The sequence below is a fragment of the Dactylosporangium sp. NPDC051087 genome, from assembly GCF_055586325.1.
Map to the genome: position 1 here is coordinate 248,556 of NZ_JBVJIJ010000017.1, position 20,311 is coordinate 268,866.

General features: G+C 70.9%; 18 protein-coding genes. 5 read left to right on the top strand and 13 right to left on the bottom strand.

Translation table 11 applies throughout. The features are described from left to right. Position 1 precedes the first annotated feature (1 nt). A complete protein-coding gene (locus tag ACZ6TV_RS30920) occupies positions 2 to 1,222 on the bottom strand; it encodes a nucleotide disphospho-sugar-binding domain-containing protein (RefSeq protein WP_465300815.1) in 1,221 nt (406 codons plus the stop codon). 149 nt (positions 1,223 to 1,371) lie between these two features. Here ACZ6TV_RS30920 and ACZ6TV_RS30925 point away from each other — a divergent pair, with 149 nt between their 5' ends. The 4 genes from ACZ6TV_RS30925 (at position 1,372) to ACZ6TV_RS30940 (ending at position 6,629) form a co-directional block, all read left to right on the top strand. Then, entirely contained in the window at positions 1,372 to 2,277 is a 906-nt protein-coding gene (locus ACZ6TV_RS30925) for a menaquinone biosynthetic enzyme MqnA/MqnD family protein (RefSeq protein WP_465300816.1), read from the top strand. Positions 2,278 to 2,300: 23 nt separating this feature from the next. Continuing rightward, complete coding sequence (gene mqnC / locus ACZ6TV_RS30930) at positions 2,301 to 3,506, top strand: cyclic dehypoxanthinyl futalosine synthase (protein WP_465300817.1); 1,206 nt, start codon at positions 2,301 to 2,303, stop codon at positions 3,504 to 3,506. 210 nt (positions 3,507 to 3,716) lie between these two features. Next, on the top strand, positions 3,717 to 4,472 hold the full coding sequence (locus tag ACZ6TV_RS30935; protein WP_465300818.1) for an NAD-dependent epimerase/dehydratase family protein: 756 nt from the start codon (positions 3,717 to 3,719) through the stop codon (positions 4,470 to 4,472). A 186-nt stretch (positions 4,473 to 4,658) separates the two neighbouring features. Beyond that, positions 4,659 to 6,629 carry a peptidoglycan DD-metalloendopeptidase family protein gene (locus ACZ6TV_RS30940; RefSeq protein ID WP_465300819.1) on the top strand — a complete coding sequence of 657 codons (1,971 nt, stop codon included), beginning with the start codon at positions 4,659 to 4,661 and terminating at the stop codon, positions 6,627 to 6,629. Positions 6,630 to 6,804: 175 nt separating this feature from the next. Here the strand turns inward: ACZ6TV_RS30940 and ACZ6TV_RS30945 are convergent, their stop codons facing one another. Both ACZ6TV_RS30945 and ACZ6TV_RS30950 read right to left on the bottom strand, forming a co-directional pair. Then, the gene (locus tag ACZ6TV_RS30945) at positions 6,805 to 7,128 is read right to left on the bottom strand and encodes a hypothetical protein (protein WP_465300820.1); all 324 of its coding nucleotides are present in this window, start codon (positions 7,126 to 7,128) and stop codon (positions 6,805 to 6,807) included. Positions 7,129 to 7,226: 98 nt separating this feature from the next. Beyond that, entirely contained in the window at positions 7,227 to 7,634 is a 408-nt protein-coding gene (locus tag ACZ6TV_RS30950) for a hypothetical protein (protein ID WP_465300821.1), read from the bottom strand. A gap of 259 nt (positions 7,635 to 7,893) precedes the next feature. On the opposite strand from ACZ6TV_RS30950, the gene ACZ6TV_RS30955 reads away from it, so the two are divergent. After that, entirely contained in the window at positions 7,894 to 8,058 is a 165-nt protein-coding gene (locus tag ACZ6TV_RS30955; protein WP_465300822.1) for a hypothetical protein, read from the top strand. A gap of 220 nt (positions 8,059 to 8,278) precedes the next feature. Here ACZ6TV_RS30955 and ACZ6TV_RS30960 read toward each other — a convergent pair whose 3' ends face one another. From ACZ6TV_RS30960 to ACZ6TV_RS31005, 10 genes are all read right to left on the bottom strand, one after another. Then, the gene (locus tag ACZ6TV_RS30960; RefSeq protein ID WP_465300847.1) at positions 8,279 to 9,106 is read right to left on the bottom strand and encodes a formylglycine-generating enzyme family protein; all 828 of its coding nucleotides are present in this window, start codon (positions 9,104 to 9,106) and stop codon (positions 8,279 to 8,281) included. Between the two features lie 133 nt (positions 9,107 to 9,239). Then, positions 9,240 to 10,736, bottom strand: a complete 1,497-nt coding sequence (locus tag ACZ6TV_RS30965) for a sulfatase family protein (protein ID WP_465300823.1) — start codon at positions 10,734 to 10,736, stop codon at positions 9,240 to 9,242. Next, positions 10,733 to 12,364 carry a hypothetical protein gene (locus ACZ6TV_RS30970; RefSeq protein WP_465300824.1) on the bottom strand — a complete coding sequence of 544 codons (1,632 nt, stop codon included), beginning with the start codon at positions 12,362 to 12,364 and terminating at the stop codon, positions 10,733 to 10,735. The genes ACZ6TV_RS30965 and ACZ6TV_RS30970 overlap by 4 nt, the downstream gene beginning before the upstream one ends. A gap of 23 nt (positions 12,365 to 12,387) precedes the next feature. After that, positions 12,388 to 13,785 carry a sulfatase family protein gene (locus tag ACZ6TV_RS30975; protein WP_465300825.1) on the bottom strand — a complete coding sequence of 466 codons (1,398 nt, stop codon included), beginning with the start codon at positions 13,783 to 13,785 and terminating at the stop codon, positions 12,388 to 12,390. Further along, the gene (locus ACZ6TV_RS30980; protein ID WP_465300826.1) at positions 13,782 to 14,657 is read right to left on the bottom strand and encodes a carbohydrate ABC transporter permease; all 876 of its coding nucleotides are present in this window, start codon (positions 14,655 to 14,657) and stop codon (positions 13,782 to 13,784) included. The genes ACZ6TV_RS30975 and ACZ6TV_RS30980 overlap by 4 nt, the downstream gene beginning before the upstream one ends. Continuing rightward, positions 14,654 to 15,550 carry a carbohydrate ABC transporter permease gene (locus ACZ6TV_RS30985; RefSeq protein WP_465300827.1) on the bottom strand — a complete coding sequence of 299 codons (897 nt, stop codon included), beginning with the start codon at positions 15,548 to 15,550 and terminating at the stop codon, positions 14,654 to 14,656. Before ACZ6TV_RS30985 ends, ACZ6TV_RS30980 begins: the two co-directional genes overlap by 4 nt. Then, positions 15,547 to 16,947 carry an ABC transporter substrate-binding protein gene (locus tag ACZ6TV_RS30990; protein WP_465300828.1) on the bottom strand — a complete coding sequence of 467 codons (1,401 nt, stop codon included), beginning with the start codon at positions 16,945 to 16,947 and terminating at the stop codon, positions 15,547 to 15,549. The genes ACZ6TV_RS30985 and ACZ6TV_RS30990 overlap by 4 nt, the downstream gene beginning before the upstream one ends. Next, entirely contained in the window at positions 16,944 to 18,992 is a 2,049-nt protein-coding gene (locus tag ACZ6TV_RS30995; protein ID WP_465300829.1) for an ADP-ribosylglycohydrolase family protein, read from the bottom strand. Before ACZ6TV_RS30995 ends, ACZ6TV_RS30990 begins: the two co-directional genes overlap by 4 nt. Continuing rightward, positions 18,992 to 19,369: a D-ribose pyranase gene (gene rbsD / locus ACZ6TV_RS31000; protein ID WP_465300830.1), complete on the bottom strand. Its 378-nt coding sequence runs from the start codon at positions 19,367 to 19,369 to the stop codon at positions 18,992 to 18,994. The genes ACZ6TV_RS30995 and rbsD overlap by 1 nt, the downstream gene beginning before the upstream one ends. Further along, on the bottom strand, positions 19,362 to 20,297 hold the full coding sequence (locus ACZ6TV_RS31005; protein WP_465300831.1) for a ribokinase: 936 nt from the start codon (positions 20,295 to 20,297) through the stop codon (positions 19,362 to 19,364). Before ACZ6TV_RS31005 ends, rbsD begins: the two co-directional genes overlap by 8 nt. Between the last annotated feature and the right edge of the window lie 14 nt (positions 20,298 to 20,311).

Consider the following 20,311-nt stretch of genomic DNA (forward strand, 5'->3'; position numbering starts at 1 on the left):
GCTAACCCGCCGCGAGTTTCTCCAGGCGTGGCAGCAGTTCCACGGGGGTCGGCCGGTTGACCGCGGCCCGGCGCAGGCCGGCCGCGGCTCGGCGGTGACCGGGATCCGCCAGCAGCGCCGTGACCGCGGCACCGATCGTGTCCACGGTGGCGGTGTGCCCCGGCAGGTGCAGTCCGGCGCCGGAGGAGGCGATCCGCTCGGCGAGGCAGGCCTGTTCGCTGGCGAACGTGATGGCCAGCTGCGGGGTGCCGGTCACCATGGCGGTCATCGCGCTGCCCGCGCCGCCGTGGTGGATGACCGCGTCGCAGTCGGGCAGCAGCGCGTACAGCGGGCAGCGTTCCAACAGGCGCACCGAGGACGGGACCGGGCCGAGCGCCGCGGCGTCCTCCTTCGTGGCGGTCAGCACCGTCTCCACGCCGAGGGCGGTGAGCGCCTCGACGATCGCGGGCAGCGCGTACGAGCGCGGGCCCGTCATCGTGCTCAGCGCCGTCGACCACGTGACGCAGACCCGCGGCCGTCCCTCGATCCGCGGCAGCGGCGCCGGCGGGACGCCGGGGCCGTTGTAGGGCACGTACCGCACCGGCAGACGCAGCCCGCGCACCGGCGGGGCCACCTCGTCGGGGCACGGGTCGAGCACGTGCCGGATCAGGTCGGGGCTGAACGGCCCGAAGCCGTGCCTGGCGAACGAGTCGCCGAGGTCGTCGGGCAGGATCCGCACCGGCGGCGGCTCGTGCGTGCCCACCGGTCCCCAGAGCGCGAGCACCGCCGGTACACCTGCCACCAATGCCGCGAGCAGGCCCTCCGTGCTCACCGGGTCGTGGACGACGAGGTCGGGACGCCACTGCCCGGCGAAATCCACCGCCGCGTCGTGGCCCGCCGCCGACGCCGCGGCGAACCGGGCGCCGTCGGTGCGCGCGTACTCCCCGGCGTCGAAACCGTCCAGTGTGGACATCGCCGCGCCGGTCACCGGGTGCAGCGGCGTCCACGGGTACGGCCACTGCCCGGCCCGCGCCTCGCGGATGTAGGACATCCGGTTGTGCACCGCGACCTCCATCCCGCCCAGCAGCGGCACCGGCGGCAGCCCGGCACCGGCGACCGCCGCGGTCTGCGACGGCATGCACAGCACCCGCAGCTCGTGCCCGGCGGCCTGCAGGGCCCAGCCGAGCGGCACCATCGCCGAGTAGTGGGTCGGCCAGGACGACACGGAGAACAGCACGCGCACCCGCCCAGAATGCCGCCGCCGCCTTGTCACGGACGGGACACGACGCAAGAACCCGGGAAACCCCCAGACTTCGAGTGCATCGGCGGGCCGCGGTCCCTTCTGTGTTGGATAGTGACCGTCGTCCCGGCCGCTCGACATCAGGAGCTGCGATGCCTGAACCGCTCGGCACCCTCACGTACACCGGTGTCGCACCCGCCGAGTGGCGCCGCCCGGCGCGCCCGCGTGTCGGGCACATCGAGTTCCTCAACTGCGTGCCGCTGTTCTGGGGGCTCGCCCGCACCGGCAGCCTGCTCGACCTCGACCTGCGCCGGGACAGCCCCGACGGGCTCAGCGACGCCCTCACCGCCGGCGACCTGGACATCGGGCCGATCAGCCTGATGGAGTTCCTGAAGCACGCCGACGACCTCGTCGCCCTGCCCGACATCGCCGTCGGCAGCGACGGTCCCGTCATGTCGTGCCTCATCGTGAGCAAGGTGCCGCTCGACCAGCTCGACGGGGCGCCGCTCGCGCTCGGCTCCACCAGCCGCACCTCGATCCGGCTGGCGGAGCTGCTGCTCAGCGACCTCGTCGGGGTCAAACCGCAATACTTCGCGGCCGCGCCCGACCTCGACGTCATGCTGCGTGACGCGCCGGCGGCGGTGGTCATCGGCGACGTGGCGCTGCGCGCCGCGCTCACCGACGCGCAGCGGCTCGGTCTGCACGTCTACGACCTCGGCGAGATGTGGCGGGAGTGGACGGGCCTGCCGTTCGTCTTCGCGGTGTTCGCCGCCCGCCGCGACTTCGTGGCCCGCGAACCTTCGACGGTGCAGCGGGTGCACCGGGCGTTCCTCGAGTCGCGGGACCTGTCGCTGCTCGAGGTCGACGCCGTGTGCGAGCAGGCGGCCCGCTGGGAGCCGTTCGACGCGGCGATCCTGCGCCGCTACTACATGACGGCGCTCGACTTCAGCCTCGGCGCGCGGCAGCTGGCCGGCATCGCCGAGTTCGCCCGCCGGGTCGGCGGGCCGGACGCCGGCTTCCCGCCGGACGTCGAGGTGCGCTTGCTGTCAACGCCGTGACCCACTTCCTGAAAGGCTCTGCCATGTCCGGATCTGCCAGCGCGGTGCTCGACCGAGCCGCCGCGGGCGAACGCATCACCCCCGAGGAGGCGCTGGACCTGTACCGCTCGGCGCCGCTGCACGCCCTCGGCGCGGCGGCCGACACGGTGCGCCGCCGCCGCTACGCCGGTGTCGAGCACATCGCGACGTACATCATCGAGCGCAACATCAACTACACCAACGTCTGCGTGACGGCGTGCAAGTTCTGCGCCTTCTACGCCGCGCCGAAGAGCGACAAGACGTGGGAACGCGACCTCACCGACATCCTGCGCCGCTGCGCGGAGACCGTCGAGCTCGGCGGCACGCAGATCATGTTCCAGGGCGGTCACCACCCGGACTACGGCGTCGAGTACTACGAGGGCATGTTCAAGGCCATCAAGGACGCGCACCCGTCGCTGGTCATCCACTCCCTCGGCGCGTCCGAGGTGCAGCACATGGCGAAGGTCTCCGGGGTCACCCCGGAGGAGGCGATCACCCGGATCAAGGCCGCCGGCCTCGACTCGTTCGCCGGCGCCGGCGCGGAGCTGCTGCCGGAGCGGGCCCGCACGGCGATCGCCCCGCTGAAGGAGAGCGGCGAGCGCTGGCTGGAGATCATGGAGATCGCGCACGGCCTCGGCGTCGAGTCGACCTGCACGATGCTCATGGGCACCGGCGAGACCAACGAGGAGCGCATCGAGCACCTGCGCATGGTCCGTGACGTGCAGGACCGCACCGGCGGCTTCCGGGCGTTCATCCCCTACACGTACCAGCCGGAGAACAACAAGCTGAAGGGCCAGACGCAGGCGACGTCGCTGGAGTACCTGCGGATGATCGCGATCGCCCGGCTGTTCTTCGACAACGTCGCGCACATCCAGGGCTCGTGGCTGACCACCGGCAAGGAGATCGGCCAGCTGTCGCTGCACTACGGCGCCGACGACCTCGGCTCGGTCATGCTGGAGGAGAACGTGGTCTCCTCCGCCGGCGCGAAGCACCGCTCCAACCTGCTGGAGATGATCCACCTGATCCGCGCCTCCGGTCGGGTACCGGCACAGCGCAGCACCACGTACGAGCACCTGCGGGTGCTCGAGGACCCGGCCGACGACCCCGCCGACGACCGCGTGGTGTCGCACCTGTCCTCGACCGCGGTCGAGGGTGGCGGTATCGGCGCGATCGCGCCCCAGCGGCTGTTGAAGGTGACACCGGTCGGATGAGCCACGCGGGTGGCTGTCGCGGGGGGGGGGGGGGGGGGGGGGGGGGGGAGGGGGGGGGGGGGGGGGGGGGGGGGGGGGGGGGGAGGGGAAGGGGAGGGGGAAGAGAAATACGCGGGAAAAAAGAAACACGGGGGGTGGGGGGGGGGGGGGGGTTTTTTTTCTCCCCCCCCCCCCCCCCCCCCCCCCCCCCGACCCGGTCGGGAGGATGACATGCAGATCATCGGCAACGGATTCCTGGCGAAGAACCTCGTCGCGGCGTTCGGCGACCGGTTCCCGGACGTGACGGCGCTGGCCGCGGGTGTCTCCAGCACGTCCGTCACCGACCCGGCCGAGTTCGACCGGGAGGCCGAGGCGCTCTACGCCGCCCTGCACCTGTGCGCGGCGCAGGGCCGGACGCTGCTGTACTTCTCGACCGCGTCGTTCGCGATGTACGGCCACACCGCCGCGCCGGCGACGGAGGACGGCCCGCTGTTCCCGCCGTCGGCGTACGGGCGGCACAAGCTCGCGCTGGAGGCCTGCGTGCGGGCGTCCGGGGTGCGGCACGTCGTGCTGCGGCTCAGCCACGTGGTCGGCCCGCACCAGCGGCCGCACCAGCTGCTGCCGGCGATCGTGCGGCAGGTCGGCAGCGGCACCGTCACCGTGTACCGCGGGGCGCACCGCGACCTGCTCGACGCCCGCGACCTGATGCACGCCATCGACGGCCTGCTCCTCGCGGACGCCGGCGACGTCGTCGTCAACGTCGCCTCCGGCCGGCCGCTGCCGGTCGAGGAGATCGTCGACGGCGTCGCGAAACGGCTCGGCGCCGCGCCCGACCGGGTGTACTCGGCCGGGCCGTTCTCACGCACCGAGGTGTCCCTGGAGCGGCTGCGCGCGCTCGTGCCGGACTTCGCGCCGGACGACCCCGGCTACCTCGACATGCTGCTGGACCGGTACCTGGACCGGGCGGTGGTGGCCCAGACGCGCTGAGGACGCCCTCAGCACGCGCTGAGCACGAGTCTGCGGGCCGGCCCTTGGGAAGGGGAGCCGGCCCGCTCCCAGGTTGGCGTGTCGGATCCCTTACCGGACGTGGCCGGGTCGTGATGCCGCCGCAACCATGGCGCGATCCGCGCCACAGCCGACGGAGGCGGGCGCCGCGTCCAAGGAGGTCCGTCGATGGACCGATGTACCGTTCTGCTGCTCACCGCCGCCGCGATCCCCGCCGGGGCGGGCGTCTTCGGCGGCGCGCGGGCCGCGAACGCCGCACCGCCGGCCCCGGTCGGCATCATGGTCGAGCCCCTGGAGGGCGGCGACGCGGCGTACGCCACGCTCGCCCCGCCGACCGCCGGCGACCCGGAAGGCGTCAAGCTCGTCCTGCGGCTGCTGCTCACCAACCAGGGCACGACCGACTTCAAGGTGACGGGAATCGAGTACGACTTCCCCGGCGCGACCCCCACCAAGGTGATGCAGGAGCTCGACGCGTACCTGGTGAAGAAGGACGAGGACGCCGGCACCGACGACGGCGGGATCTTCAAGCCCGGTGACTCCAAGTGGTGGTCCAACGGCACCATCACCGTCGGCAACGGCAAGGTGTTCAACCAGGTGTTCCTGCCGGCGCCGGCGCCCGCCTGGGTGAAGGTCCGGGTGTCCGTCACCGGCTTCCAGAGCCCGGCCGAGGTGACGCTGCCGCTGGTGCCGTACGGGATCAGCCACCGCCTGCCGATCGACGTCGCGGACCTGCGCCCGGGCGAGGTCCTCACCGTGTCCGCCGACCACTGGGCCAACGGCGGCGCGCGGGGCAACCAGATCTACGCCCACGACGTCATCGTGCGCGGCTGGGACGGCTCCACCTGGAACGAGCTGATCCCCGGCGGGGACAAGACGAAGAACGAGGACTACCGCGGCTGGGACCTGCCGGTGCGGGCGGTCGCCGACGGTGTCGTGTTCAACAGCAACGACGGCGAGGTGGACAACAAGGACACGCCGAACTTCCCGTCGGCGGACCCGCCGGGCGGCAACAACCTCTGGGTGGCGCACCCGGACGGCTCCTCGACGCTGTACACCCACCTGCGCCAGGGCTCGATGACGGTCAAGGACGGTGACGTGGTGCAGGCCGGGCAGATCCTGGGCCGGCTGGGCGCCTCGGGCCAGGCGGCGTTCCCGCACATCCACCTCGAGGTGTGCCGGCACGTCTCCGGCGACTTCCGGCTGCGCCCGATGCAGTTCACGGACGCCTGGCTGGTGAAGCAGGTGAACTGCACCCCGTGGAACGCCGACGCCGCCGCCTGGGTCAAGGCCTCGAACCGGGCGCTGCCACGCGAGGAGACGCTCATCTGGCCGGCCGCGTCCAAGCCCGCCTGGTACCCGCCGGGCCGCGCCGAGATCGTCCTCTACGACATCCCGTCGTCGCAGTACCAGCAGACCTTCGACCGCCTGAAGGCCAGCGGCTACCGGCCGGTCTCCGTCGACGCGCACGAGGTGAACGAGGGCGACACCCGCTTCAACGTCATCTGCCGCCCGCTGAACGGCGTCGCCTGGTCCGCCTCGCACGACATGGACGGGGTGGCGTACCAGCAGGAGTTCGACGACCAGGTCGAGCGCGACTACCGGCTCACCAACGTGACCAGCTACCTGTCCCACGGCACGGTCCGCTACGCCGCGATCTGGGAGAAGTCGGCCGGCCCGGTGTGGGGCGCCTACCACGGCCTCTCCCCCGCCGACCACGACCAGGAGTTCGAGGCGTTCCGCAAGGCCGGCTACCACCCGGTCAACATCTCCGTCGTCGCCCCCGGCGCCGTGGTCTCGGTGACCGCGCTGTACTACCGGGAGAGCTACGCCAGCATGGACGTCCAGTCCTTTGTGGACTCGAAGGGCTACCAGCAGGCGTTCGACACCAACACGAAGGCGGGCCGGCACCTGACGTACTTCAGCGCCTGCCAGTACGCCGGCGGCTTCCGCATCTCAGCGATCTTCCTGGAGAAGACGGCCGGCTCCGGCGGCACCCCCGGCAAGCACGACCAGTCCGGCGACAGCCTGTTCCGGCTGCTCGACAAGTACCGCTACGAGCGCACCGGCTACCTGACCCGCGCGCTCGGCGGCTACCTGGACGGCAAGACGGTCCGCTACGGCGCCGCCTGGCGCAGGTAGTTGTCGGCCGGCTCCTCCAGTGACGCTCCCCGGCGGGCGCCGTGGGTTCGACGCGGTAGGTGGCAGGGTCGTAGCCATTCATGAGCTCCGGGACTGCTTCACCCGCCGCGTCGATCCCCGCTCGTCGGTGGGCTCCCCGTACAGGCCTCTCTGGTACCTCGGCCGGATGCGCTGGTCAGTCGTCCGCTGCCCAGTAGGCTCGCAGCCGGTCGAGCGCATCTTCTCTCGTCATTGCGGCAACCACGCGCTCGTCGAGTCCCACCCTCGTGACAAGCAGATGAACAAGATCGGCCGGCAGCGATGCTTTCGGTGGACTCGGCTCGCCCCGTCCCGGCCGCGTTCCGTCACGCACGCACGCCCAGAACTCGGCTTCCGGCACCTGCAGTTGGTCGCGCAGGATGTGCGCCCACAGTCTGGCTGCGTATCCGGTGCGATCCGGCGGATTTGAGATACGGGTCCGCAACGTCCGCCCGTCTCTCAGGACCAGCTTGTAGATCACATGATGGGTACCCACCCGGCCCTGAGCGTCCCGAACCCGCACCCATCCCTCGACCTGACAGAACCGCTCATGGTCCTGCCTGGTCGGCACTGGATACTTCACTGACGTGGTCCGACCAGCCAGTCCCGAAGCTGCTCGTCCGTGCTGAGTCCGATGAGCTGGACGAGTCCCCAGTTCCCGGCGTGGTTCGGCGCATCCAGGAGCCACTCCTGCCAGTCCGTGGCGTAGTCGCGCAGTGCGTCGGCCATCTCCTCGATCGCGTCGTCGAACGTCGCCCCATCTGCGGAGATCGGCAGTCCCGGGATGAACACGGACCATCCCCCACCCTCGGCCACGGCCTCGGCGCGCGCCGGGACCAGTGCACTGAGCAGCGCCTGCAAGCGCACCCGGTCAACAATTGCCGCGCCCCGATGCTCGCGCTGGACGGTCACCACGCGGCCACGTTCGGCATCGTCAAGCAGGTCCTTGAAATGCGCTCTGGCCTCCGAGTAGCTGCTGTAGTGCACACAATTCACGATCCGCCCTTCCGGTGCGTACGTCAAGTACGTCGCGTACGCAACATATACACCAGTAGGCCATATGGCCACACGGTGAAGAGGGTGGTCAGGCGTCCCTGACACAGCCGAAGTCGGCGTCTCCGATCAACGAGTCGCGGCGCCTCGCTCAGAACTGGCTGTCGGCGCTGCGCGGCGACGACAGTGCGGTGCCGCGCCTCCGGGGCTTCCTACGCCTCGTGAAGTTCGACAGGTTTGACGAGAGTGGTCGATGACGCAGAATGCAGGTGAGCCGGACGTGGTGTTCGGGCCGGTGAGAAGGAAGCTCGGCGGCCGTAAGCGCATCGTGGTCTCGGCCGCGCTGGTCACAGCTGTCTTGCTGATGCCGATCGACACGCCGCGGTTGCACCTGCTGCACGGCGACAACATCGCGTGAGGTAACCCGGGACCGCTCCGGGGCCTCGACGGCGCCCTGTTCGGGTTGGCGTTTCCGCAGGCGGTGCGGAACTCCCCGCTCGGCGTGACAGTCATCCAGTCGCCGGTCGTGGACCACCAGGTGATCTACGAACGCGCCGCCGAGGTCGGCTTCACCGCCCTGCCGCTGGCCACCGTGGAGCGGTTCCTCCCCCGGTGAGCCTCGGGGTGGTGAGCGACGGTCAGGCGTCGACCGCGCAGCGGAAGCCGGCGTGGCCCGTGGTGCTGTCGGGGGTGGAGGAGGTGCGGGCCGAGACGCGGTACCTGTTGCAGTACGACTCGTGGCACAGGTAGGAGCCGCCGCGCATCACCCGGTTCGTGCCGGCGGGCGGGCCCTTCGGGTCGACGCGGGTGAGTGGGCCGTCGGTGACGTGCCAGTCGGGGCTGAACCAGTCGGCGCACCATTCCCAGACGTTGCCGCTGGTGTTGTACAGGCCGAGGCCGTTGGGACGGAACGCCGTCACCGGCGCGGTGCCGAGGTATCCGTCGGCGCCGGTGTTCGTGTGCGGGAACTCGCCCTGCCAGGTGTTGCACCGGTGCTGCCCGCGCGGGGTGAAGTCGTCGCCCCACGGGAAGCGGGCCTGGTCCAGGCCGCCGCGGGCGGCCTTCTCCCACTCCGCCTCGGTCGGCAGGCGTTTGCCGGCCCAGGTGGCGTACGCGGTCGCGTCGTTCCACGACACGTGCACGACGGGGTGGTTGGCGCGCTTCGCGACGTCGGAGCCGGGGCCCTCGGGGGCGCGCCACGACGCGCCCTCGACGGGGAGCCACCAGGGAGCGCCGGGCACCGTGCCGCGCAGCACCCGCCGGGCCGCCTCGCCCTGCACGAACAGGTGGAAGACGAAGGACCAGGCGAAGCGCTCCGCGTCGGTGACGTAGCCGGTGGCCTTGACGAACGTGGCGAACTGCGCGTTCGTCACGGCCTTCGGGTCGATCCGGAAGGCGGCGAGGGACACCTCACGCACGGGTCCCTCGCCGTCGTCCGGGAAGACGTCCGGGTCGTCGCTGCCCATCCGGAACGGCCCGGCCGGGACGAGCACCGTGCCGCGGGCCGCCTCGCGCGGGTCGACGACCCGTACGGGCAACGACGGCGACTCGGAGGAACGACCACCACCGGATGGGGAGCAACACGCGGACGTCATGGGTTCAGCCTTTCAGAGAAACGTCGAACGGCAGGCCGCTGTCCTCGTCCCGGCAGATCGTGCGCAGCTGCTGGTACAGCGACGAAACCACGTCGGGCGAGGCGTCCCACAGGTTCATGGTCTCTCCTGGGTCGACGGACACGTCGTAGAGCTGCCCGTCGGGGTGCGCGGCGTCCCACGGCGGGTTGGCGTGTGCCTTGCCCGACCCGGACGCGAACAGGTTGGAGATCGACGGCTCGGAGAACCCGCCGCCGGACCCGGGCGCGAACACCGCCTTCCACCGCCCGGCGCGCAGCGCGAAGCGGCCGCCGAGGCTGTGGTGCACGATCGGCCGGTCCGCCGGCGGCGGCTCGGCCACCCCGGCGAGCGCGCCGAGCAGGTCGAGGCCGTCCTCGGCGGCGCCGTCCGGCAGCGGGACGCCGGCCGCCGCGGCGGCGGTCGGCAGCACGTCGGTGAGGCACACCGGCGCTTCGAAGACCGTGCCCTCGGGCAGGTGGCCCGGCCAGGCGGCGACGAACGGCTCGCGGTGCCCGCCGTCCCACAGGTCGCCCTTCTGGCCGCGCCAGTCGCCGTTGGGCTTGTGCACGGTCACGTCGCCGTCGTCGGTGAAGATGAGCGGCGCGCCGTTGTCGCTGGTGACGATCACCAGCGTATTGTCGCGCTGTCCACGCTCGTCGATGGCGGCGACCAGCTGCCCGACCATGTCATCGACCAGGCAGACGCCGTCGGCGCGGTCGCCGAGGCCGGACCGGCCGCGGACGCCCTCGTGCGGCACGTTGGGCCGGTGCGGCGCCGAGGGTGCGACGTAGCACAGGAACGGCTGGTCGGTGGGGACCGTCCGGATCCAGGCGACCGCCTCGGCGGCGAACCGGACGTCGATCTCCTCCTCCCGGAACCCTTCGACCTGCAGGCCGGGTCGCTGCTCGGTGAGATACCGCTCCTTCTCCCGGTCCGGGATGCCGAGCGTGCGGTCCTGGTCGAGGAAGGTGTACGGCGGCATGTCCAGGGATCCGGCGATGCCGAAGAAGCGGTCGAAGCCCAGCGCGGTCGGCCCGCCGGTGACGGCGGCGGTGTAGTCGATGTCGCGGCCGAAGTCGGTCTCGACGTCGTCGTGCAGCCGGGCGCCGGGGGCGAACGCGTCGCGGACGGTGCCGTCCTGGTGCCGCCAGCCGAGGCCGAGGTGCCACTTGCCGAACGCGCCGGTGGCGTAGCCGGCGTCGTGCAGCACCGAGGCGAGGGTCGGGCGGTCCGGCTCGATGAGCGCCGGGCCGTGACCCATGAGGACGAAGTTCTTCAGCGGGCCGCGCCAGGCGTACCGTCCGGTCATCAGCGCGTACCGGCTCGGGGTGCAGACCGCCGAGGCGGCGTGCGCGTCGGTGGCGCGGACCCCGCGGGCGGCGAGCGCGTCGATGTTCGGGGTGGGGATCTTCGAGCCGTAGCAGCCCAGGTCCCCCCAGCCCATGTCGTCGGCGAGGACGACGACGATGTTGGGTTTGCTCATGTGCGGCAACTCCCGTCGGTGCTGCGGTAGATGCGGATGGCGTTGGTGGTCGCCGGGTCGACGGTGAAGTTGCCGGCCTGGACGTTGTTGAAGCAGACGCCGTTGGCGTACACGTTCTGGAAGTTGATGTTGCGCAGCTTGTGGGTGGCGTCGTAGCCCTGCACGAGGTTGGGTTTCGTGTACGTGGTGTAGGCGTAGATGTTGCGGAAGATGACCTGCTCGATCTCACCGTGGCCGAGCGCCGGGTCGTACCACTTGTTGTCCTCGATGGCGAGGTAGAACAGCCGCCAGGTGGCGTTCTCGACGCGGATGTCGTCGAAGAGGTAGCGCGACAGGGTGCCGCTGCCGGCGTGCAGCGCGCGGAAGATGCCCGACTTCTCGATCTGGTAGTGCTCGGCGTGGATGACGTCGTTGTCGTAGACGTTGAACGTCTGCGGGTTGACGTGGATGTTCCAGCTGATCATGAACGGGGCGCCGTTCTCCAGCTGCCAGATGGTGTTGCCGCGGGCGGTCGTGTCGCCCCAGAACAGTTTGATCGAGTCGTCGTTGGACTTGACGAAGTTGTTCTCCAGGAGGCTCTTGTTGCCGCCGACCATCCCGTCGGTGCTGTACCACCAGGACATCGTCTTGACGTTGTGGATGGTGGTGTACTGGGCGAGGGCCCGCACGTTGAAGCGTGGCGCGTCGACGAACGTGATGCCCTCGACGAGGAGGTTCGTCGAGCCCTGGTCGGCGATGTCGATCATGCCGGGCTGGTCCTTGTTGAGGTCCTGGTTCCCGGTGTCCATGAACAGGCCCGACATCACGCCGCGGCCCTTGATGGTGACGCCTGCGACGGGTCCGGTGGCGATGAACGCGCCGGAGACGAACGCGCCGCCGGCGAGGTAGATCGTCTGGCCGGAGGTGATGGGCTGGCCGGCGCCGATGTTGTGGATGCCGGGCGCGAAGTAGCGCACGTTGGGGTCGCTCGCCGAGGGGACGTCGACCTCCGGCGGGTTGGCGAAGACCAGCATCGGGTGCAGGATCGGGTTGTGGATGTCCGGCAGGAACTCCACCGACAGGTTGCCCGGCTCGGTGAGGGTGAACGTGCAGGTGCTGCCGCTGAAGCTGGTCACCACATTGGCCGAGTAGGGCCGCACCATGCAGCCGGTCGCGCCGGGTGCGGTGCGGGTCACCCGCACCGTCACCGAACCGGCGAACGAGAACGACGTCCACGACGTGTCCAGCTCGCGGTTGGTGTCGGTCTTACGGGCGAGGATCTTGTAGACGTACGACGACACCGGCCCGCCGGACTGCTGGACGGTCGCCGTGTACTGGTTGGACGCGGCCATCCCGGGCGGCCCGGGGTAGGTGGTCAGCTGGGCCGGGGTGCCGGGTGCGGGGTAGATGTCGCCGTAAGGCAGCGTGGCCCGCTGCGCGGCGATCTGGTTGACGGTCGCGGCGGTCGAGGTCTTGATGCTGTTCGCGACGTCGTCGACGGTCTGGACGCTGCCGCTGATCTGGGTGATCGCGCCGCCGTAGTCGTACTGCTTGCCGGTGTAGGGCGCGCCGTTCGCTTGCGCCGCGGTCGAGGGCAGGAGTGCCAGTACCAGAGCCGCGACGATGAAATAGACAGACCGAAGGGGCATGGCGGACCCGCTTTCTGCAGTTGTCATCCGAATCTGCGTTGGAACTTCGCTTCCGGGTCCCACTCGTTCAGGCCCGGCTGCCCGAAGGCGGGGGCGAGCACGTAGTGGTCGTGCGTCTGCGCGAGCCGGTCGCGCAGCAGGGCGTGGTGGCGGGCGACCTCGTCCGCGTGGGCGGGGTCGTCGACGAGGTTGCGCTGTTCGTAGGGGTCGGCTTCGAGGTCGAAGAACTGCCACGGCCGGCCGCCGTGCGCGTCGCCGAGCACGGTGTACTTGCAGCGGGCGGTCCGCAGGCCGCGCCAGGTCTCGTCGTGGAACGGCAGCCCGGGCCGCATCTCCGCGACGAACTCCAGCAGGACCCCTTCGCGGTCCGTGGTGGTGGCCTCGCCCCGGACGACGGGGCTGAGGTCGAGCCCGGGCTTCGGCCCGGCGGGGGTGATCCCGGCGAGCCCGAGCAGGGTCGGGAAGAGGTCCTCGGTGCAGACCGGGTCGGCGACGGTGGCCGCGACCGCGGGGCCGCCGGAGACGATGAGCGGGATGCCGATCGACTCCTCCCACGGCCGCTGCTTGGCGAGGAGGCCGTGTGAGCCGAGCAGCTCGCCGTGGTCGGCGGTCAGCGCGATGACGGTGTTGTCGAGCTGCCCGCGTTCGCGGAGCGCGGCGACGAGCCGGCCGATGTTGTCGTCGAGGTTCTCGATCATGGCGTAGTAGACGCGGAGGTCGTCGATCAGGTCCTGGCCGTGCGGGCCGCGCTTGTTGTACTCCTTGCCGAGCTCGACGTTGTCGCGCAGCACGATCTCCTTGTCGCGCCAGCGGTCCAGGTACTGCTCCGGCGCGGTGAAGATCGGGTGCGGCGGCTCGACGGACAGGACGGTGGCGAAGGGGCCGTCGACCGCGTCGAGGTGCTCGATGGCGAGGTCGAAGAGGCCGTCGGTCTGGAAGCCGTCGATGCGGTGCGGGGTGGGGTCGGCCTCGTTCCAGTAGTAGGTGTCCCACGGGTCGTTGCAGATGTCGAAGCCCGCGAAGCGCTGGAAGCGGCCCTGGAACGGGCGCGGGACCGGGGTGCGGGACGCCTTGACCACGTTGTGGCCCGGGTAGTGGCCGAAGTTGCCGTACAGGTGCCACTTGCCGAACAGGGCGGTGGCGTAGCCGGCGTCGTTGAGCTCGTCGGCGAGGGTCCGCTCGGCCGGCGACATCCGCCACTCGATCGACGGGATGAAGCGGGTGTGCGCGTATTCGCCGGTCATCAGCGTGAAGCGGTACGGCACGCAGACCGGGTAGGTGGAGGACGCGGCGTCGAAGCGGGTGCCGGCGGCGGCCAGGGCGTCGATGTTCGGGGTGGCCACGTTCGGGTCGCCGTAGCAGCCCAGGGCCTGGCGGCGCAGCTGGTCGGCGATGACGAGGATGATGTTCGGGCGGGTCACTTGACGCCTCCGGAGGTCAGGCCGCTCACGAACTTGCGCTGCAGCACGAGGAACAGGAGCACGACGGGGCCGAGCATGAAGATGGCCGCGGCGCTGGTGAGGCCCCAGTCGGTGGAGTACTGGTCCTGGAAGGCCAGGAAGCTCGTCGACACGGGCCGCAGTTCGGGGGTGTGGATGAAGGTGATCGCCCAGAAGAACTCGTTCCACGACCACAGCGCCACGATGAGCGCGACGGTCAGGAACCCGGGCCACGCGAGGGGCAGCACGACCTTCCACGCGATCTGCAGGCTGGACGCGCCGTCGAGGCGGGCCGCCTCGGTGAAGTCCTTCGGGATCTTCAGCAGGAACGAGCGCAGCAGCAGCGTGGCGAAGGGCGCGTCGGTGGCCCAGTAGATGATGATCAGGCCGAACAGGTTGTCGGTGAGGTGCAGCTGGGTCCACAGGAAGAACAGCGGCACGAGGAACAGCTGCACGGGCAGGGCGCTGCCGAGGAACAGGTAGGCGACGACCGCCCCGCCGCCGGGCACCTTCAGCTGGCTCAGCGCGAACGCGGCGAGTCCGGCGATGACACACGTACCGGCGACCGAGCCCAGGCAGATGATGAGGCTGTTGCGCATGGTGGTGGCGAAGTCGCCACGGGTCCACGCCTCGGTGAAGTTCTCGAGGCTGAACGACGTCGGCGGCGCGAGGGGGTTGGAGCCGATCTCGGCGTTGTTCTTGAACGCGTTGAACACGACGGCGACGAGCGGCCCGACGGCGAACAGCGCGAGGACGATCAGGATCAGGTAGTAGTGCGCCTTCCCCTTCTTCCGGCGCGCGGCGGTCTTCTTCTCCGGAGCCGTGACCGGCTTCTCCAATGTCGCCGCGCTCATGCGTCCTCCCAGCCCTTCTTGCGCATCCACTGGTAGAACGCGAGGATCACCGCGGTCACCAGGGTCATGGACAGGCCGAGCGCGGCCGCGTAGCCGGCGGAGTACTCGTTGAACGCCTGCTTGTACATCAGCGTCGACACGACCTCACTGGACCCGGCCGGACCGCCCTGGGTCATGATGAAGATGTAGTCGAACGCCTTCAGCGACCAGATCACCGTCATCAGGACGATGAACACCATGGTCGGGCGGATGCCGGGCAGCGTGACGCTGCGGTACTGCTGCCAGGCGCTGGCGCCGTCCATCTTGGCCGCGTCGTAGAGCTCCGGGTCGACGCCCTGCATCGCGGACAGGAAGATCACCGCGAGGAAGCCCCACCAGTGCCAGTCGACGACGAAGTTCACCGACAGCAGCGCCGTGCGGGTGTCGCCCAGCCAGGACTGGTCGATGCCGAACTGGGCGAGCACGCCGCTGGTCGGCGACAGCAGCATCTTCCAGACGGCCGCGTTGACGACGCTGGCGATGACGTACGGGATGAAGTACAGCGCCCGGAACAGCATCTGCCCGCGCTTGACCTGGCTCAGCAGGTAGGCGCCGAGCAGGCCCATCGCCATCGGCGCGCTCAGGAACAGCACGAACCAGACGAGGTTGTGCCACAGCGCCTGGTGCACCTTCGCGTCGCCGAACGCCTTGACGTAGTTGTCGAGGCCGATGAAGGTCGCCGGGCCGAGCCCGGACCAGTCGGTGAACGAGTAGTACACGGTGGCCACCGACGGCCCGAGCACGACGAGAGCGTTGAGCAGCAGGAGCGGTGCCAGGAACGCCCAGCCGACGACCGCCGCGCGCCACCGCGCGCGGCGCGCACCTGTGCTGGCCGGCGCGGCGGTGACGGTCACTTCGCGGGTCCCTTGGCGGGCAGCTGCGGCAGGTTGCCGTCGGCCTTCTCGGTGCTGAACTGCTGGGCGAGCTGCTTGCAGTAGTCCGCGGGGGTGAGCTTGCCGGTGAGCACCTGCTCGAGGCCCTCGTAGATGAACACGTCGGTCTTCGGCGGCCACCAGGTCCAGGTGACGAAGCCGTAGTCGCCGGTGCTCACGGCCTTGTTGAGCGAGGTGAGCACCCGGCCGGCGCGGGGGTCGATCGTCTGCGGGATGTCCGTGTCGTTGAAGTCGATCGGGATGTTGTACGTCGAGGGCACCTCGGCCATCCGCTGCAGCGCGGCGGTCTTGTCGCCGTAGTACCAGTTGAGGTATTCGGCGGCGGCGTCCTTGTTCTTGCTCGCCTCGTTGATGGCGAGGGAGCCGCCGATGCCCATCTCGAACAGCGGGTACTTCACCTCGGACCGCAGCGCCGGCATCGGCATCCAGTCCCAGTCGTTCTCGTTCTTGGCCTTCGCGCCGAAGTACTGGCCGACCTGGCTCATGAACCAGTTGCCCTGCGGGATCATCGCGACGGTGCCCTTGCCGAAGTTGGCGCCGATCTCCTGCGACGGGACGGCGAAGTACTTGTCGACGCCGCCGCCGATCCAGCCCTTGTCGAACCAGCTCTTCACGAGCGCGACCGCGTCGACGAACACCGGGTCGCTGAACTGGATCTCACCGGTGAGCGCCTGGCGCAGCGCGTCGGGGCCGGAGAAGTGGTTCCAGAACACCGTCATCAGCCACTCGCCGGCGGCCTTCCAGTCCACGTTGGACGAGCCGAACGGCACGATGCCCTTGCCCATCGCCTCGGCGGCGAGGCCTTCCAGGGAGGCCCGGTCGGTCGGCTGCTTCCAGCCCTGCTTCTCGAACAGGGTCTTGTTGAAGTACAGCAGCATCGTGTCGACCCGCATCGGCAGCGCGTACAGCTTGCCGTCGGTGGTGAAGGCGTCCACGGCCCAGGCGGACAGCTTGTCCTTCCAGCCGAACTTCTTGGCGTACGGCGTGAGGTCGCCGAGCACGTGCGCCTTGCTCCAGGCGATCGTCTGGGTGGCGCTCGGCCCGCGCACGATGTCCGGGCCGGACCGGGACTGCAGCGCGGTCTGCACCAGGCGGCGCAGGTCGTCGCCCTTGTAGAAGGTGGTGTTCAGGTCGATCTTCGGGTTGGCCTGCTCGAACGCGGCGGCGACCTTGTCGTTGAAGTACTTCTGGTTGGCGTCGCCCTGGATGTCCAGCCACAGGTCGACCTTGCCGGTGCCGTCACCGGTCGACCCGCCGCCGCCCCCGCCGCAGGCGGCGAGCAGGCTCGGGGCGGTCAGGCCGAGGGCGGCGACGCCGGTCCCGGACAGGAATCTGCGGCGGCTCAACGAGGCGGTCATGATGGCTCCTCAACAATTTCGGCGGGGGTGATCTGAACGGAGTGGGTGGCGGTGCGTCCCTGGGTGACCAGGAGCGCGACGCCGCCGCAGGTGAGGGTGTCGTCCTGCAGGTCGAAGAGGGTCTCGCCGTCGACGGCGGCGGTGATCCGGGTGCCGTCGACCCGGACCGTGAGGCGGTAGGTGGTGCCGTACTCCCACGGAAGGTCGCGGGTGGCGAGGACCGTGTCGTGCCGCACCAGCTCGGCCCGGTCACGGCCGGCCAGGCGCAGCGCGTAGTAGCGGGTGAGGCCCTGCACCCGGACGGCGAGCCCGGCGGCCTGCGCCAGGTGCGGGGTGACGTCGGCCTCGGCGGTGTAGTCGCGCCAGCCGCGCTCGCCCTGGATGAGCAGGCCGGTGCCGCGGTTCTGCACGATGCGGAACGGCTCCGGCCAGTGCGGGTCCCACCGGTCGGTGGCCCGGACCCAGGCGCGCCGCCACATGGCGTCCGGCGGCGAGTCGAGGCCGGTGGTGGAGCCCTCCGGGCGGGTCAGCGTCAGGGCCGGCGCGCCGTCCCAGGTGAGCATGTCGACGTCGACGTCGCCGGTACAGCGCAAGCCCACGTGGACGATCGGCTGCCCGCCGGTGTCCGGCACGGTCCAGGCGCACCCGTCCGTTGCCGCCGGGCCTTCGATCCAGCGGATCGTCGCGTCCTCACCGGCGTAGACGCCGATGACGGGCGTGGCCGGCGCGGTGGCGGTGAACCGGGCGTGGATCGTCTGGCCGCTGTACAGGGTGGGGCTCGCGATGAGGCCGTAGATGGGCATGGCCCGGGCCTCGGGCGGGATGAAGGTGGGCGTCGCGACGGTGCATCCGGCCGTTCGCACCGTGAGGCGACCGCCGGTGTTCTGGATGGTCCCTTCGCCGTCCTGGACGGTGAAGCCCTGCACGCTGCCCGGCAGCGCGAAGTGGAACCTGGCGTTCTTCCCCAGGTCGCGGGCCGGCTCCCCGGCCCAGGCGCGGCCGTGGACGGCGAGGGCGAGCGCTTCGCGGGCCGCGTCGGTGACGGTCGACCCGCCGTCGGTGCTCGGCAGGTACATCCGCTCGGCGATCGGGCCGCGGTAGTCCGGTCCCGCGCCGTCGATCCCGTCGAGGCCGCCGAGGATGCCGCAGACCGCGCCGACGCAGCCGGCGTTGGAGTCGGTGTCCCAGCCTGACGTGTTGACGATCGTCATCGCCGGGCCGAACGCGCCGCGGCTGCGGGCGATCGCGTGGATGACGGTCGCGTGGTTGGGCACGACGTGGCAGTTGCCGCCGTACCGGTGGTAGCCGTACTGCTCGTCGATCCGGGCCCGGGTGGCCTTCCAGTCCTCGTCGGCGGCGACCCACTCGCGGACGTCGGCGATGACCCGGTGGATCAGGCTGTCCTTCGGGATGAGCCCGGCCGCGGTGTCCAGGAGCCGGTCGGTGTCCGGCTCGGTGAACGCCCCGGCGACCAGCGCCGCGACGACCCGGGCCGCGTGGATCGACTCGCCGTCGTGGCTCACCCGCGCCGCCCGCTCGACCAGGTCGGCGGCGGCCGCCGGGTCGCCGGGCCGGGTCATCGCGAAGCCCTCGACGAAGATCTGCGCGCCGACCTGCTCGGCGACGACGACGCCGTTGCGGGCGATCGAGCCGCTGTCCGGCGGGCGGATGCCATCCTTGAGGTTGAGGTACGCGGTGTGCTCGGTGGAGTTGCCGATGCCGCCCCACCAGAGCACCGACTGGCCTTCGAGGATCTCGTTGAGCCAGGTGTCGCCGATCTGCGCCGGCGTCGGCTCGGTGCCGTGGTCGCGCAGCGCCCGCGGGAACATGAACGTGCCGCTGATGTCGTCGTCGGTGACGACGAGGAGGTGGTGCTTGAGCGCGACCTCGACGCGGTCGTTGACGTAGCCGGTGATGTCGCCGAGCTCGGCCTGGATGCGGTCGAAGCGCCAGCCCTCGTACGGGCGGCCGAGGTACACCGCGATGACCTTGCCGAGCACGCCGGCGTAGACGCGCTCCTCGTAGTCGCTGGGGAACCCGGTCATCAGAACGGCACCCCCGCCCGCAGGATCACGTTGGCGTACGGGGTCGCCTCGCCGGTCCGGACGATGGCCCGGGCGCTCCTGGTGGCGACCTTGAACGCCTCGTGCGGGACGGCCCGCAGCGGGAAACCGGCCAGCCCGGCCCGGATCCCCTCGTCGGTCAGTTCCTCGGCGACGGTGGCCTCCTCGACGACCAGCTCCGCGGTGATGGCGGCGAGGACCGGCAGGAAGGCCGGGACGCCGCGGGTGACCGCGAGCTGGACGACCTCGACGCCGGGCGGGACCGGCAGGCCGGCGTCGGCGACGACGATGGTGTCGGTGTGGCCCATCCCGGCGACCAGCGCTGCCAGCCGGGGGTGCCAGAGGCCGCTGTCACGCATGGCTGAGCTCCTCGTGGACGCTTTGGAAGGTGTCGAGCTCGCCGCGGGTCGGCAGCGCCGACTGGGCACCCATCCGGGTGGTGGCCAGGGCACCGGCGGCGCAGCCGCGGCGGACGGCGGCGCCGAGGGGCAGCCCTTCGGCGAGCGAGGCGGCGAGCGCGCCGACGAAGCTGTCGCCGGCACCGGTCGTGTCGACGGCGTCGACCTTGTAGGCGGGGTGCGCGTCGGTGCCGTCGGCGTCGGCGTGGACCGCGCCCTGCGCACCGAGCGTGATGACCACGGCGGCCGGGCCGAGGGTGCGCAGTCCGGCGGCGAGCGCCGGCCAGTCCGCGGTGCTGCCGCTCAGCCGCAGCGCCTCGCCCTCGTTGACGACCAGGACGTCGACCTCGCGGAGCAGGGCGGCCATGTCCGGCGGCACCGGATCCGGCAGCGGCGCGGCGTTGAGCACCACCCTGGCCCCCGCGGCCTTTCCGTGCCGTGCGGCGGCGAGGCAGGTGGCCGGCGGGATCTCCAGCTGCAGGACGAGCACCGTGGCCGGGTCCAGCGCGGCGGGCAGCCCGGCGAGGGCGCCGTCGGCGAGGCGGGCGTTGGCTCCGGGTGCCACCACGATGGTGTTCTCCCCCGCCGGGTCGACCACGATCAGGGCCACGCCGGTCGCGACGCCCTCGACGGTGGTCAGGTGGTCCAGCGGTACGCCTTCCGCGGCGAGCGCGGCCCGCACGTCGTCGCCGAAGCGGTCGTCGCCGATCGCGGCGAAGAACCGGGTCTCGACGCCGAGCCGGCAGGCCGCGACGGCCTGGTTGGAACCCTTGCCGCCGGGCCGGGCGGCGACGTCGTCGCCGAGCACCGTCTCGCCGGGTGCGGGCAGGTGCGGCACGGCCACCCCGAGATCCAGGTTGGCGCTGCCGACCACCACAACGCGGGTCACGCCGCCGCCTCCGC

Coding starts and splice junctions, on each gene's coding strand:
- ACZ6TV_RS30925 (WP_465300816.1), top strand. CDS start 1,372: ATGCCTGAACCGCTCGGCACCCTCACGTACACCGGTGTCGCACCCGCC.
- mqnC (WP_465300817.1), top strand. CDS start 2,301: ATGTCCGGATCTGCCAGCGCGGTGCTCGACCGAGCCGCCGCGGGCGAA.
- ACZ6TV_RS30935 (WP_465300818.1), top strand. CDS start 3,717: ATGCAGATCATCGGCAACGGATTCCTGGCGAAGAACCTCGTCGCGGCG.
- ACZ6TV_RS30940 (WP_465300819.1), top strand. CDS start 4,659: ATGGACCGATGTACCGTTCTGCTGCTCACCGCCGCCGCGATCCCCGCC.
- ACZ6TV_RS30955 (WP_465300822.1), top strand. CDS start 7,894: ATGACGCAGAATGCAGGTGAGCCGGACGTGGTGTTCGGGCCGGTGAGA.
- ACZ6TV_RS30960 (WP_465300847.1), bottom strand. CDS start 9,106: ATGGGCAGCGACGACCCGGACGTCTTCCCGGACGACGGCGAGGGACCC.
- ACZ6TV_RS30965 (WP_465300823.1), bottom strand. CDS start 10,736: ATGAGCAAACCCAACATCGTCGTCGTCCTCGCCGACGACATGGGCTGG.
- ACZ6TV_RS30970 (WP_465300824.1), bottom strand. CDS start 12,364: ATGCCCCTTCGGTCTGTCTATTTCATCGTCGCGGCTCTGGTACTGGCA.
- ACZ6TV_RS30980 (WP_465300826.1), bottom strand. CDS start 14,657: ATGAGCGCGGCGACATTGGAGAAGCCGGTCACGGCTCCGGAGAAGAAG.
- ACZ6TV_RS30990 (WP_465300828.1), bottom strand. CDS start 16,947: ATGACCGCCTCGTTGAGCCGCCGCAGATTCCTGTCCGGGACCGGCGTC.
- ACZ6TV_RS30995 (WP_465300829.1), bottom strand. CDS start 18,992: ATGACCGGGTTCCCCAGCGACTACGAGGAGCGCGTCTACGCCGGCGTG.
- rbsD (WP_465300830.1), bottom strand. CDS start 19,369: ATGCGTGACAGCGGCCTCTGGCACCCCCGGCTGGCAGCGCTGGTCGCC.